Origin of the sequence: Alloyangia pacifica (assembly GCF_900116195.1) — a bacterium.
GTDB classification, from domain to species: domain Bacteria; phylum Pseudomonadota; class Alphaproteobacteria; order Rhodobacterales; family Rhodobacteraceae; genus Salipiger; species Salipiger pacificus.
Window position 1 is genome coordinate 116,640 of the sequence record NZ_FOZW01000009.1, and the last position, 14,248, is coordinate 130,887.

Sequence of the window (14,248 nt, forward strand, 5' to 3'; positions counted from 1 at the left end):
GGCGTGCGCGTCACGCCGCCTGCCTCTCCCTCGTTCGATGGAATGCCTCTTGTCTTCCTCGTGACCTTTCGCTCCAGCCAAGGATTTCCCATGGTCTCGACCACAGATCTCTCGGCACGCCCGAAGCCGCACCGCACGTCCAGGCGCCGCAAGGCCGGCCCCCCTCTCTTCGCCTACCTGGCCACGCTTCCCACGCTGCTGCTGGTTGCTCTGGTCGTGGGCTTGCCGCTTCTCTACTCGCTTTGGCTGGTCCTGCACCGCACCAACCCCATCACGCGGAAGACTTCCTTCGCCGGTCTCGAAAACTTCCGGATCGTCCTCGAGAACCCAGAGTTTTGGGACGCCTTCGCCCGGACGCTGTATTTTGTCGGCTTCTCGCTGGTCGGCACCACGGTAATCGGCCTGGGCATGGCCCTGCTACTGAACACGGCCTTTCGCGGTCGTGGTATCATGCGATCGGTCATGCTGGTGCCCTGGGCCATGGCGCCGATTTCTGTCGGCGTCCTCTGGTCCTTCATATACGCCGGGGACTTCGGATCTCTGAACGCGCTGCTCAATGACCTCGGGCTGAGCGCGCTGACCATGCCATGGCTGGGCGATGGTGCGCGTGCGCTGAACCTCGTGGCACTGACACACGTGTGGAACCAGGCGCCGCTGACGGCGCTTATGCTGCTGGCCGGACTCCAATCCATGCCCTCCAGCCTCCACCGCGCCGCCATGCTGGACGGCGCAGGTCCCGTGCAGCGCTTCTACCTGATCACGCTGCCTTGGCTGAAACCTTCGCTGCTTTTCGTGTCGATCCTGACCATAATCAACGCCCTGATGGCCTTCGACATCATCTGGATCATGACCCGCGGCGGGCCGGGCCAGTCCACCACCGTCTTTGCCTGGCTGGGCTACGTGACCTCGTTCCAGTTTCTCCGCTTCGGCGAAGGCGCGGCGATCCTCTATATCCTGACCGCGCTGTCCTTCGTCGCGGCCGTGATCATTGTGCTCGTGCTGGGCCCGCGCCGCAGGCGTGCCGCAAGATCGGTGGACCTGCCGGCGGACGAGAAGACCTCGCTGGGGAGCCATGGTTCCAATCGGATCCGCCGTCCGTACGATCTGCCGGCCCCGGCGATCCGGCCTGCCCTTCTCTCTCCTGCCGTGAAGACATGGCTGGGCCGTGCAGGGTTCCGGCTGGGCATCGGGATGCTCTTCATCTGGTCGGCAGTTCCGGTGCTCCTCCTCCTCCTCATGAGCCTGACCCCGGCCACCGACCTGATCAAGCTGCCTGCCTCCCTGGTGCCCTCGAGCGTCACCCTCGACAACTTCAAGGCTGTCCTGTTCCCCGACGGTGGCACGACGTCGACCCAGGCCAAGCGGGTTCCGCTCTCGCTGCTGAACTCCTTCCTTGTCGGCGCGATCTCGGTCCTGATCGCGGTCAGCATCGCGCCCTTCGCAGGGTACGTCTTCGCCCGGTGGCCCAAGGCCAAGATCTTCCAGGCGGGTCTCTGGACAATGCTGTTCACCCGAATGACGCCGGCTCTGACGCTGGTCCTGCCCTTCTTCGTGCTGTTCCGCATGGCCGGGCTTCTGGACACCCGCAGCGGTCTGGTCATCGCCCACCTGTCGATCTTGCTGCCGCTGATCGCCTGGATGATGAAAAGCACCTTCGAGGGCGTCCCCAAAAGCCTGGACCAGGCCGCGATCATCGATGGCTGTTCCCGCTTCCAGATGATGGTGCGCGTGCTTCTTCCCGTGATCCGTCCCGGACTGGTGGCCGCGGGCATCTTCGGCTTCCTCGTCAGCTGGAACGAGTTCCTCTTCGCAATGATCCTCACCTCGACCCCGGACGCGCAGACCATCCCCGTGGTTCTGGCCGGCTTCCTGTCACAGGCACGCTTCCACGAGTACGGGCCCCTCTTCGCGGCCTCCGTTCTCTCGGTTCTGCCGCCGGTAATCATCGCCTTCGTCTTCCAAAGATACCTCGTGCAGGGCGCGCTGTCCGGCGCCGTCAAAGGCTAGGAGTTCCCAATGTCATCCATCACCATCCAGAACGTCAGCAAGGCCTATGGCGACACCAAGGTTCTTCATTCGCTCAACCTCGACATCCACGAAGGGGAATTCGTCTCTCTCCTCGGCCCCTCGGGATGCGGGAAGTCCACACTGCTTTTCTGCGTCGCCGGGTTGGAAGAGATCACTGACGGACAGATCCTCTTTGACGGGCAGGACATCGCAGCGCGCAACCCGCGCGACCGCAACATAGCCCTCGTCTTCCAGGACTACGCCCTCTACCCCCACATGAGCGTGCGCGAGAATATCGCCTTCCCCCTGCGTCGCCAGAAGATCGACGCAGAGACCATCCACGGGCAGGTCAACTGGGCCGCGGACATGCTGGGGCTGACGAAGTTGCTCGACCGGTCCCCGGCAGAACTGTCGGGCGGCCAGCGTCAGCGTGTCGCCGTGGGCCGCGCGGTCGTGCGCAACCCTGCCGCGCTGCTAATGGACGAACCGCTGTCGAACCTCGACGCGTCCTTGCGCGTCCACATGCGAACCGAGATCAAGCGCCTCGCCCGGGAGCTTGGCCTGACCGTGCTTTTCGTCACCCACGACCAGGAAGAGGCGATGGTCATGTCCGACCGCATCGCGGTGCTGGCAGGCGGCCACCTTCAGCAGTTCGCCGACCCAATGACGATCTACCGCAAGCCCTCCAACCGCTTCGTCGCGGAATTCATCGGCTCACCCACCATGAACATGCTGCCCGACGCGGGCCACCCCGGGGCGGTCACCCTTGGTGTGCGCCCCCATGATCTGACGCTCGGTGGTAGCGGCGGTTTCTCTCTCGATGGGCGCCTTACGCTCATCGAGCCCGCGGGTCCTCACTATTTCCTCGATGTCGAGATCGGCGGGGCGATGATCAAGGCTACTGCAAGCGACATCGACGGCCTGGCGCCCGGCGCGGAAGTCACCCTGCGCGCCGAGGATCATCGTGTCTACCGCTTCGACAGCACAAGCGGCGCCGCGATCTGATCGCGCGCCACTCTTCCGTCGGGCGGACTTCCGGCCGATGCAGCTCCCTACTCAGGAACTCTAAGATGACTTTCGACCTACTTCTCAGGAACGGACGGGTTATCGACCCGGCCCAGGGCATCGACGCGGTAATGGATGTCGGCTTCAAGGACGGCAAGGTTGCGGCGCTTGGGACCTCACTCGAAGGCACCGCCCGTGAGGTTTCGGACCTGTCCGGCCATATCGTGACCCCCGGCCTGATCGACCTGCACACCCACGTCTATTGGGGTGGCACCTCTCTTGGCATCGATGCCGACGATTTCGCCCGCCGCACCGCCGTCACCACCGCCGTCGATACCGGCAGTGCCGGCCCCGGCAACTACCCTGGCTTCCTCAAGCACGTGATCGAGCCCTCGCGGTCACGTATCCTGGCCTATCTGCACATCTCCTTCGCCGGGATCTATGGCTTCTCGAAGCGGATCATGATCGGCGAAAGCCACGACGCCCGCCTGATGGCTCCCCGCGATGCCGTCGAAGTTGCCAACAGCGACCCCGAGAACATCATCGGCATCAAGGTCCGCATAGGTCGCCACGCGTCGGGACCATCCGGGATCGACCCTCTCGTAATCGCTCTTCAAGTCGCCGACGAGACGGGGCTGCCGCTGATGTGCCACATCGATGAGCCGCCGCCCAGTTACGAGGCCGTGGTGGACATGCTGCGCCCCGGTGACGTGCTGACCCACTGCTTCCGCCCCTTCCCCAACTCTCCGCTGACGGGCGATGGGCAGGTGAAACCGGCCGTGCTGGCCGCACGAGAACGCGGCGTCTACTTCGACATCGGCCACGGAATGGGGTCGTTCAGCTGGAAGACCGCCCGCGGCATGATGGCCAACGGTTTCCCGCCCGACGTGATCTCCTCCGATGTCCATGCGCTATGCATCGACGGTCCGGCCTACGACCAGGTGACCACCTTGTCGAAGTTCCTGCCCCTCGACATGCCCCTGACAGAGATCATCCGCGCCTCGACCGAGACACCGGCCCGCGCGATCCGTCGTCCTTCGCTGGGGTCTCTGGCCATCGGAACCGAGGGCGATGCCTCGGTGCTGTCGCTGCGCCGCGGAAGCTATCCGCTGGAAGACGTGATGGGCGAAGTGGTGACCCACGACAGCCGCATCTTCGCCGACGGCTGCGTCATCGGCGGCGCCTGGTTCCATCGCGAGAAAACTCTGCTCGAGGAAAGGATCGACGGATGACCACCACGCTTGAACGCCCTGTGCTTCCCCTGGTGGCCCAGCCGGGGAATTATATCGGCGGGCACTGGGAGAACACCGAGGAGGCGAGCTTCGACGTCGTCAATCCGGCCAACGGCGCGGTCCTGGCCCAATTGCCCAAGAGCAGCCGCAAGACCGCCCAGCGGGCGATTGCCGCCGCTGCCAAGGCGCAGAAACCTTGGGCGCGCGTACCGCTTTGGGACCGCGCGGCCCTGTGCGAAAGACTTGGAGCCGCGATCGACGCCGCGCAGGAAGACCTTGCCCGGATCCTGTCAATGGAACAGGGCAAGCCCCTTGCGCAGGCCAAGGGCGAGGTCGGCAAGGCCGCGGATGGCTTCCGCATGAACGCCGAACTGGTCAAGTACATGACCGGCGAAACCATTCCCGGCGAAACGCCGGGCCGGCATGTCTTCACCCGCCGCTTCCCGCGTGGCGTCTATGCGGTGATCACCCCGTGGAACTTCCCGGTCAACATCCCGACGGAATACCTCGCCCCAGCCATCGCCACCGGCAACGCCGTGGTCTGGGTGCCTGCGCCCACGACCTCCCTCGTGGCCGTGGCCTTCATGCGGGTACTGGCGGAGGCTGGCCTGCCCCAAGGGCTGGTCAACCTGGTCCTTGGGGAAGGCGCCACAGTCGGAGATGAGATCGTCGCGAACCCCGGTACCCAGGCGATTGGCTTCACCGGCTCGGCCGCAACGGGGCGGCGCATCGCGGAACGCGGCGCAGGCAAGCCGATGATGCTCGAGCTGGGCGGCAACGGCCCTCTCATCGTGCGCCACGACGCCGACCTCAATGCCGCGGCCGAGGCCGCAGCTCGGGGCGCCTTCGGTAACGCCGGCCAGATCTGTGCGGCCACCGGGCGCGTCCTCGCCGACAGCCGGATCGCCGCCCCCCTGGCCGAAAAGATCGCCGCGATCGCAGTCAAAATTCATCCCGGCGACCCGATGCACCAGGGCACGACGATGGGGCCGCTCAACAACCCCGGCGTCGCGCGCAAGACCGTCGAACATGTTGCCGAGGCTATCGCCCAAGGGGCCACCTGCCTCGCCGGCGGCAAGGCCCTGCCCGAACTCGGCAGCGAGATGTTCTATGCCGCGACAGTCCTATCCGACGTGACCCCGCAGATGCGGATCGCGCGGGAGGAAACCTTCGGCCCCGTGGTTCCCGTTATCGCGCTGGACGGAGACGAAGCTCTTCTGGAGGTCGCGAAGGACACGGAATACGGGCTGTCGGCGGCGATCTTCTCCGCCGATATCGAGACCGCCCTCGCCATGTCGGGCGAGATCTGCGCCGGCATCGTCAACATCAACGCCGCGACTACTTACTGGGAAATCCACATGCCCTTCGGTGGCGGCTCCGGCACCTCGTCCGGGATCGGGCGGATCGGCGGGCGCCACACGCTCGAGGCCATGACCGAATTGCGCATGGTCTCGATCCCCCTCCCGAATTACGGCTGACAGGAAGGTCCGCACATGACCCACCCATCCCCTGCGGCGCAGATGCGCCTGACACAGGCACTTGCCTCGCTGGCCGACGTGCTTCTTCCCGGCAATGACGCCTGGCCCTCCGGCGCCGCGGTCGGCGTGCAACACGCCGTGCTCCGCCGCTACATTGAGGCGAAGGGCGAAGATACCCTTGCCCAGCTGGCGGAGACCTTGGGCGCGCATGGCCTTCCCCTTTTGGACCAGTCCGACGCCGCCCGCACCGACGCGGTCAGCGCCTTCGAAAGCAATGATCCCGATCTGTTCGGCTGGCTGCAAGACGCGTCCTACTTCGCCTACTACGAGGACGCGAGCGTTGTGGCGCTGATTGCAGCAAGAGGCACGCCCTATAGCCTGAGACCGCACATCAAGGGCTACGACCTGCCGAAGTTCGATCTCGAAACCCAGACGCCGACCCACGGCCGAGGTCACTACATCGCCACCAAGGACGTCCGGCCCGTCGATATCTCGGGGCTGGAACTTGATACCCGCATCACGACCAAATGGGGACTTCAAAGATGATTGCCAAAGACGATATTCGCGACGTTCTCATCATCGGCTCGGGCGCGACAGGGGCGATCAACGCCAAGGTTCTTGCGGAGGCGGGCCTTGACGTGATTTGCCTCGAACAGGGCGGATGGATCGAGCGCAAGGAGTTCGTCCATACCCATTCCGACTGGGGATGGGAGCGCAATAGCAGCTGGAACCCCGACGTCAACGCCCGCAGCCATCCCGACGACTACCCTGTCGACAGCGATGCCAGCAAGGTGCTGATGTGGAACGGGGTGGGCGGGTCGACCAACGTCTACGGTGCGATCTGGCCGCGCTACAGGCCGTCCGACTTTCGCAAGGGAGACGAACACGGTCTTCAGCCCAACTGGCCGATCAGCTACGAGGATCTCGCGCCCTTCTACGAGCGGGTCGACCGCCTTCTGGGCACCAGCGGACTGAATGGCGACCCGGCGATGCCGCCACGGCCGGCCTGCCCCACCGGCCCTCTCCCCTTCACGCCCGCCGCGCAGCGCCTGTCCAAGGCCTTCGACAAACTGGGCTGGCACTGGTGGCCCGCGGAAGCCGGAGTGATCTCCGAGGACTACGATGGCCGGCCCGGCTGCAATGGCTGCGGCCTCTGCAATGGCTGCCCACGCGGTTCCATGACCCTGTACTCGCAATCCGTCTGGCCGAAGGCTCTGGCAGCCGGAGCCGAGCTGAAGACCCACGCGCGCGTCCTGCGGATCGAGACCGGCCCTGATGGGCGCGCAACCGGCGTGGTCTGGAAGAACCGGATCACCGGCGCACTCGAACGGACCCGGGCACGGGTGGTGATCGTGGCGGCCAACGGTGTCGGGACGCCTCGACTCCTGCTGGCCTCAGGCATCGGCAACTCTTCCGGGATGGTCGGACGCAACCTGCTGCACCACACACTTGTGGGTGCGCAGATGTGGGTGGATGAACCCGTCAACGGCCACATGGGCTACGTTGCTTCGATGTTTAGCAGGCAGTTTGCCGAAACCGATGTCAGCCGCGGTTTCGTCAATGGCTTCAACTTCAACTGCCTGACGTCCACCCCCTCGGCGGGCGAGATGACCGCGGGCTGGCACACCGGCACCCGTGCCCCTTGGGGCAAGGGCCACCACGACTGGTTTGAGCGGCACTTCGGCCATTCCATCGGCCTCTTTGCCATCGGCGACGACCTTCCCAATCCCGAAAACAGGGTCTTCCTGGACGACAAGGTCGTCGACGAAGATGGCGTCCCGATCGCACGGATGCACTACGAACCCGGTGAAAACGATCGGCGCATGATGAACTACATGCTCGACAGGCTGGAAGACATCGGTGCAGCCGCCGGGGCCTACGAGATCGCCCTAACCGACTACCGCGACAAGGATGGCATCTACCGCACGCCTGCCTGGCACATGATCGGCACCTGCCGGATGGGCGACGCGCCCGAGGCCTCCGTGGTGAACAGCTGGCAGCAATCCTGGGACGTACCAAACATGTTCATCGTCGATGGATCGGTCCTGCCGACCGGCGGCGTGGTCAACCCCACGCCGACGATCTCGGCCATGGCGCTGCGCGCGGCAGAATATGTGCGCGACAGCTTCGCCGAGTTGTCCGCGACCACCCGCACCGAGGCGGCATGATGGCCACCCCGACCTCCCAGCCCCGCGCCGTGGTTATCGGCGCGGGGTTTGTCGGTACGTCCATCGCGCTTCAGCTTCAGCGACGCGGCTGGCAGGTCACGCTCATGGACAAGACGGGGCCTGCGGGCGGGGCCTCCTTCGGCAACGCCGGGGTCCTGCAGAAGGAGGCCGTCGCGCCCTATGCCTTCCCTCGCGCGCTTTCGAGAATCCTCGACATTGTCCTGCGGCGTGGGATCGCGATCCGGTACCATCCGACCGCCTTGCCTGGCTTCGCCGAGGCGCTGTTCCGCTTCTGGAGGAATTCCGCCCCGGCGGCGCATGCCGGCAGCACCAGGGCCTATTCCACCCTGATCACGCAGGCGCTTGTCACCCATGCCGAACAGATCGACTGGGCCGGTGAGAGCGCCGCCAACCTGATACGGCGCGACGGCTGGTTCGACCTATACCGCAGCGACGCTGGCCTTGCCGCAGGTCTGGCCGCGGCCCGGCGCAACCAGGAGGGCTACGGCGTATCCTTCGGGCACCTAGATGGGGACGCCGTCGCCGCGCTCGAACCCAATCTGACCGAGCGGTTCCGGGGGGCCCTGCACTGGAACGATACATGGACGGTGCGCGATCCGGGCAAGCTGAATGAAGCCTATGCCGATGCCTTCGTGGCTGCTGGCGGCACCATGTTGAAGGCGCAGCTGGCCCGGCTTGAACGCAGGGCCGACATGTGGGAAATCCGCGATCCAAGTGGCGCGGTCGTCGCCAACGCACCGCAGGCGGTGCTAGCCACCGGCGCATGGTCCGGCACTCTGACCCGGCAGCTGGGCTATCGAATTCCGTTCTTCGTCAAGCGTGGTTACCACCGGCACTTCCAGCCATGCCCGGACAAACCGCTGAACAACTGGATCGCCGATCTTGAGACTGGCTTCCTGCTGGCACCCATGCAGAGGGGCATCCGCCTGACGACCGGCGCCGAAGTCGGCAGGATCGACGCACCGAAAACCCCCATCCAGATCACGCGCGCCGAAGAGATCGCCCGCGCCATGTTCCCGCTCGGCGCGCGGGTCGAGGACGATCCTTGGATGGGCGGGCGGCCCTGCGTGTCGGACATGCTGCCCGTGATCGGCCCTGCCGGCAGGGACGATGGACTGTGGTTCGCCTTCGGACACGGGCACCAAGGCTTGACGATGGGCGCCGCAACCGGTCGCCTCGTTGCCGAGATGATGTCCGGCAAGACGCCATTCGTCGACCCGGCCCCGTTCCTGCCCACACGCTTCGCCAGCCCCTAAGGACCCCGAAATGTTTCAAGACCCGCCCGATCCCGGATACGACGTCCCCGCCCGCATCGGCGATCCCCTGTCCAAGGTGTTCACACCGGCCCTGGTGATCGACCTCGATGCCTTCGACCGCAACTTGATGCGCATGAAGCGCTTTGTCGCCGCCAGGGGCTTGCGGCTACGGGCCCACGCCAAGACCCACAAGTCAGCCGATATCGCCAAGCTGCAGATCGAAAGCGGCGGCGCCGTGGGCATCTGCAGCCAGAAGGTATCCGAGGCCGAGGCTCTCGTGCGGGCCGGCATCACCGACGTGCTGGTGTCGAACCAGATCTGGGGCGAGGCGCGTGCCGCTCGGCTGGCAAGACTGGCCGAGCACGCGAAGGTACAGGTCTGCGTGGATGATCCCGCGCAGGTCGCCCAGATTTCCGCCGCCGCCGTTGCGGCGGGCGTCGAGATCGGTTTGCTTGTCGAGATCGACTGCGGTGCCCGGCGCTGCGGTGTGCAGCCGGGATCCGAGGCGGTCACACTGGCCCGTCTTGTCGATGCATCGGATGGACTTCGCTTCAATGGCCTGCAGGCCTACCAGGGATCGCTTCAGCATATTGCCTGTGCAGAAGAGAGGCGCGTGGCAGCACGAAGTGCCGCCAAAGCCACGAAAACCACGATCACCGCCCTGAGGGAGGCGGGCCTCTCCTGCGAGACGATAGGCGGGGCGGGCACGGGCTCCTTCGTTCTGGATGCTGATCTTGGAGCCGTGAACGAGCTTCAGTGCGGGTCCTATATTTTCATGGATGCCGATTATGACCGCGTGAGCGAAGCCAGCGGTGAGCGACCCGGCGGCATGGAGAACGCGCTATTCGTCCTGACCGAAGTTATGAGCCGACCCGTTCCGGGGCGCGCGATTTGTGACGCAGGGCTGAAGGCCCTTGCCGTCGACAGCGGGCTACCACGGATCGACGTGCCCGGCCTGCGCTATACCGGCGCCTCAGACGAACACGGGACAATTGAAGATCCTGAAGAGAAGTTGGCGCTTGGCAACAGGCTGATGCTGGTTCCAGGACATTGCGATCCCACTTGCAACCTTCACGACTTTTATATCGGCGTTCGTGACGGTCGGGTAGAAACGATCTGGCCAGTAACTGCGCGGGGCAAACTGTTCTAGCGCGTTCATCCTTCAGTGGCTTTGATAAGCCCAGATTTGGCGGGCCTTGCATGGAGCAGGGCTGACCCCATCGAGTGGTCCGGGTTAAATGCCAAAGCATGGTCGGCCAGCTCTGCTCCCCCGCGCCGGACCACCGGAAGCTGGAATTTTACGGCTGTTTCGCGATGACGGGTTGGCGGCGCGAACTGCGAAACGTTCCCGGGCTATCGGGCGACACGAATCCGCGGCCCGCTTCCGGAGCGCTGCCCGACCAAGATCAACCCAACAGATGCGGCGGGATCGTCGCGATGAAATCCGAGAGGTGATCGCCCAGCAGGCGGACGTGTTCGCTGGCCGCCGACATCGCCTCGTCGGGATCGCCCGCATCTATGGCCTCTATGATCCGCTTGTGCTCGCTCAGCGTTGCTCGCATCTTGCCGGGCTGAAAGGTCACCTGCCGGCGGTAGGGAGACAGGCGAAGGCGCAAAGCAACGGTCTGGTCGGCAAGGAAATGCGTGTGCCCCGCCGTGTAGAGCAGATCGTGGAATTCCTCGTTTATCGCATAGAAGGCTTCGGGATCATTGTCGGCGAAGGCATGCTCGAGCCGGGCCTGTATACCGAGCATGCGGTCCTTTTCTTCACGGGTCGCGCGCCGGGCGGCAAGCCGCGCGCAGAGCCCCTCGAGCGCAGCCATGAGATCAAACATCTCGATCAGCATCGGGATGGAGAGGGTGGCAACGAAAGTCCCCTGACGCCCCCGCACCTCGACGAGGCCGCTGGCCACGAGTCCCTTTATCGCCTCGCGGACAGGGGTACGGGACACCGCGAAACGCTTGGCGATCTCGGTCTCGTCGAGTCGGTCGCCGGGCTTCATCTCTCCCCCGACGATCAGCCGCTTGAGATCGTCCTGCAGTTCCTCCGAGCGGGTCGGCTGGCGAAGACGGGCCTTTTCCGCACGCGTGTCGATGATCTGGTTCATTAAATAGGATCCTGCATCAGGTAGACGTCTGGATTAGGCCGAAGGGAAGGGAGCTACAGTATACCCAAAAGCGAATTGGAATATACAGTTCCTCCCCCATGGGATTCATCTCAGTCAATTCCAAATTGGTCAAGTTCAGCCAGCAGAGCCGGCAGCAGTCGGTCTGGGCTTTCGATCTGCGGGAAATGGCCCGTACCATAGACGGTCTGGGGCACTCTTGCGAGGCTGGGCAGCGGATCGCGCGCATGGGCTGCGGTAACCTCGGCGGAGTTGAGCAGCCGCAACGGAACGGCGAGCCGCGGCAGGCGCTCGCCGCACCGCCAGGCGAAAAGCGCGTCGCGCAGCGCCAGCAGATCCTCGGGCCGTGCGCGCAACACGCTGGCGCAGATTGCCTCCTTTACCGGCTCCGGCGTGCCGAGCGCCGCGATGGCAAAGATCATGGCGCGGGTCTGACGGACCAGATCCGCCGCGAAGGCGGTACGGCGCATGGCGATTTCAGCGGCGCTGCTGCCGCCATAGAACATCCGGTCGGCCAGCGTATCGAGACCGAGCAGCCCGGAGATGCGATCCGGAGCGGCCAGCGCGGCCTCGACCATCACCGGGCCGCCCATCGAGTGCCCGACGATCACCACCTCGCGCAACTTCGCCTGCCGGAGCAGCGTCGCCACTCCCTGCCCCAGCCTCTCCATGCTGACCGCCCCCGACAGCGGCGCGTCGGGACCGCCCGGCAGATCGGCAACCAGTACCTGGAAGCGCTCGGCGAGCGCGGGCAGAAGCGCTGTCCATTGCGCCCCCTGCCCGCCCCAACCGTGGATCAGCAGCAATGGGCGCCCCTGCCCGCCGGCCGCGGTCACCCGGACCGGGCCCGCGGGCGTATCGGCGCTGTGCCGGATCAAGCGGGCAGACCGAGCTTGTCGCGCAGAGTTCCCTCCGCGTAGCCGGTCTTATAGAGGCCGCGCTCCTGCAGGATGGGCACCACCAGGTCGATGAAATCGGTGAACCCGTCCATGAACCAGCCGGGCATGACATTGAACCCGTCGGCGGCGCCGCTCTCGAACCATTCCTGCAGCGTGTCGGCCACCTGTTCGGCTGAGCCGCAGAGCACCCAGTGCCCGCGCGCGGCGGCCACCAGCGCGTAGAGGTCGCGCAGCGTCATGTTCTCGCGCTTGGCCTTGGACAGCATCGCCTTTGCGAAGGCATGATAGGCGTCGTTTTCGCCCAGATCCGGGATTGGCCCGTCGAGGTCATAGCCGCTGAGATCGGTGTTGAACCGCTCCGACAGCATGCCGAGCGCGGTCTCGTCGTCGACGAAGCTCATCAGGCGGCTGAGCTTGGCGCGCGCCTCCGCCTCGGTGCGACCGACCACCGGCATCACCCCGGGCAGCACCACGAGGTCGCCTTCGGCGCGCCCGTTCTTGGGTAGCCGTGCCTTGAGGCCGGCGTAGAATTCCGCTGCCTCGGCGCGATCCTGGGTTACGGTGAACACCACGTCGGCATGCTTGGCCGCCAACTCCTGACCGGCCTCGGAGCCGCCGGCCTGCAGGATCAGCGGCCGCCCCTGCGGCGGGCGCGAGATGTTCACCGGCCCTTTCACCTTGAAGAACGGCCCCTCGTGATCGATGCTGCGGATCTTGCCTGTGTCAAAGTATTTCCCGCTCTCGGCATCCTTGACCAGAGCACCCTCCTCCCAAGCGCCCCAGAGCTCCTTCACCACCTCGATGAACTCTGCCGACATCTCGTAGCGCCGGGCGTGATCGGGATGGGTGGTGCCGAAATTGGCCGCCGCTTGCGGGTTCGAGGTGGTCACGGAGTTCCAGGCCGCCCGCCCGCCCGAGATGTGATCGAGCGAGGCAAAGGCCCGGGCCAGCGTCCACGGATCGCCATAGGTGGTTGAAGAAGTCGCCCCCAGCCCCACGTGCTTGGTCGCCATGGCCACCGCAGAGAGCATGGTCATCGGCTCAAGCCGCGAGCAGTAGGACGGGTGCGCAGACGGATCGGCGTTGAGGTTGTCGCCCATGAAGATCAGGTCGAAGAACCCGCGTTCTGCCTCCTGGCAGATCGCGGTGATCTCGGCGATATTCTCGAAGCCGTCGATGGCGCCCGGCATCCGCCAACCGGAGATATGGCTGCCAGTGCCGAGCAGGAACAGGCCGAAGCGGATCTGGCGGCTCATGCGCGGTAACCCGGATCGACGCGGTCGAGATCGCGCATTAGGGCGGGCCATTCGCGCTCGCCGGGGATCAGGATATCTCCCTTGAGCTCCCAGAACTGTCGCGCCGCCTTTTCGCAGACGTCGTGATCGGGAATGACCAGCGGCACGCCCGAGGCGCAGGCGGCCTGCATCTGCAACTGGATCTTCGCCGCGCGCTCGAAATAATAGAGCAGCATGAAGGCCTCGCCCGCGGTGCGCCCGACGGTGAGGATGCCGTGATTGCGCATCAGCATCACCGGGTTGTCGCCAAGGTGGGCGACGATGCGCTGCTGCTCGGCCTCGTCGATCGCCACGCCCTCGTAGTCATGGAAACCCTGACGGTTGTAGAACCGCATGGCGAACTGGCTCAGCGGCAGAAGCCCGTCCGGCTGACCGGACACCGCGGTCGACGCGTCCGAGTGGGTATGCAGCACGCAATGCGCGGTCTCGCTGGATTTGTGCACCGCGGCGTGGATCACGAAGGCGGCCTTGTTGACGGTGTATTCGGTGTCCTCGATGACCTCGCCACGGGTGTTGATCTTCACCAGCGACGACGCGGTGATCTCGCTGAAGAGCAGGCCGTAGGGGTTGATCAGGAACTGGTCCGTGGTGCCCGGAACCCGCATCGAAATATGGTTGTAGATGAGGTCGTCGAGGCCCAGCCGCGCCACCATGCGATAGGCCGCCGCGAGCGAGACGCGGGCCTCCCATTCGTTGTCCGAGTAGCGTTCGGGCTTTGGATATTCGGTCATTTTAGGGGTCCTTTTTTTGTCTGTGCGCGG

The 14,248-nt window shown here is 65.1% G+C and carries 12 protein-coding genes; 8 read left to right on the forward strand and 4 right to left on the reverse strand.

From position 1 onward, the window contains the following. Window positions 1–90: 90 nt before the first annotated feature. From BM397_RS18545 to BM397_RS18580, 8 genes are all read left to right on the forward strand, one after another. On the forward strand, window positions 91–2,007 hold the full coding sequence (locus tag BM397_RS18545; RefSeq protein WP_092429329.1) for an ABC transporter permease: 1,917 nt from the start codon (window positions 91–93) through the stop codon (window positions 2,005–2,007). Between the two features lie 9 nt (window positions 2,008–2,016). Further along, window positions 2,017–3,012 (forward strand): ABC transporter ATP-binding protein, encoded by a 996-nt coding sequence (locus BM397_RS18550; RefSeq protein ID WP_092429331.1) that lies wholly within the window; start codon window positions 2,017–2,019, stop codon window positions 3,010–3,012. Window positions 3,013–3,077: 65 nt separating this feature from the next. Next, window positions 3,078–4,244: an amidohydrolase/deacetylase family metallohydrolase gene (locus BM397_RS18555; protein ID WP_092429333.1), complete on the forward strand. Its 1,167-nt coding sequence runs from the start codon at window positions 3,078–3,080 to the stop codon at window positions 4,242–4,244. Next, a complete protein-coding gene (locus tag BM397_RS18560) occupies window positions 4,241–5,722 on the forward strand; it encodes an aldehyde dehydrogenase family protein (RefSeq protein WP_092429335.1) in 1,482 nt (493 codons plus the stop codon). Before BM397_RS18555 ends, BM397_RS18560 begins: the two co-directional genes overlap by 4 nt. A 15-nt stretch (window positions 5,723–5,737) precedes the next feature. Beyond that, complete coding sequence (locus tag BM397_RS18565; RefSeq protein WP_092429337.1) at window positions 5,738–6,268, forward strand: hypothetical protein; 531 nt, start codon at window positions 5,738–5,740, stop codon at window positions 6,266–6,268. Continuing rightward, window positions 6,265–7,890, forward strand: coding sequence for a GMC family oxidoreductase (locus BM397_RS18570; RefSeq protein WP_092429339.1), 1,626 nt, complete (start codon window positions 6,265–6,267; stop codon window positions 7,888–7,890). The genes BM397_RS18565 and BM397_RS18570 overlap by 4 nt, the downstream gene beginning before the upstream one ends. Then, window positions 7,890–9,167, forward strand: coding sequence for an NAD(P)/FAD-dependent oxidoreductase (locus tag BM397_RS18575; protein ID WP_092429341.1), 1,278 nt, complete (start codon window positions 7,890–7,892; stop codon window positions 9,165–9,167). The genes BM397_RS18570 and BM397_RS18575 overlap by 1 nt, the downstream gene beginning before the upstream one ends. 10 nt (window positions 9,168–9,177) lie before the next feature. Then, window positions 9,178–10,317: a DSD1 family PLP-dependent enzyme gene (locus BM397_RS18580; protein WP_092429343.1), complete on the forward strand. Its 1,140-nt coding sequence runs from the start codon at window positions 9,178–9,180 to the stop codon at window positions 10,315–10,317. A gap of 256 nt (window positions 10,318–10,573) precedes the next feature. On the opposite strand, the gene BM397_RS18585 is transcribed toward BM397_RS18580, so the two are convergent. The 4 genes from BM397_RS18585 to BM397_RS18600 form a co-directional block, all read right to left on the reverse strand. Then, window positions 10,574–11,275 carry a GntR family transcriptional regulator gene (locus BM397_RS18585; protein WP_092429345.1) on the reverse strand — a complete coding sequence of 234 codons (702 nt, stop codon included), beginning with the start codon at window positions 11,273–11,275 and terminating at the stop codon, window positions 10,574–10,576. A gap of 110 nt (window positions 11,276–11,385) precedes the next feature. Further along, complete coding sequence (locus BM397_RS18590; protein ID WP_176806826.1) at window positions 11,386–12,099, reverse strand: alpha/beta fold hydrolase; 714 nt, start codon at window positions 12,097–12,099, stop codon at window positions 11,386–11,388. Between the two features lie 68 nt (window positions 12,100–12,167). Further along, complete coding sequence (locus BM397_RS18595) at window positions 12,168–13,448, reverse strand: LLM class flavin-dependent oxidoreductase (RefSeq protein ID WP_092429349.1); 1,281 nt, start codon at window positions 13,446–13,448, stop codon at window positions 12,168–12,170. Continuing rightward, complete coding sequence (locus BM397_RS18600) at window positions 13,445–14,218, reverse strand: class II aldolase/adducin family protein (RefSeq protein WP_092429351.1); 774 nt, start codon at window positions 14,216–14,218, stop codon at window positions 13,445–13,447. The genes BM397_RS18595 and BM397_RS18600 overlap by 4 nt, the downstream gene beginning before the upstream one ends. Window positions 14,219–14,248 lie beyond the last annotated feature (30 nt).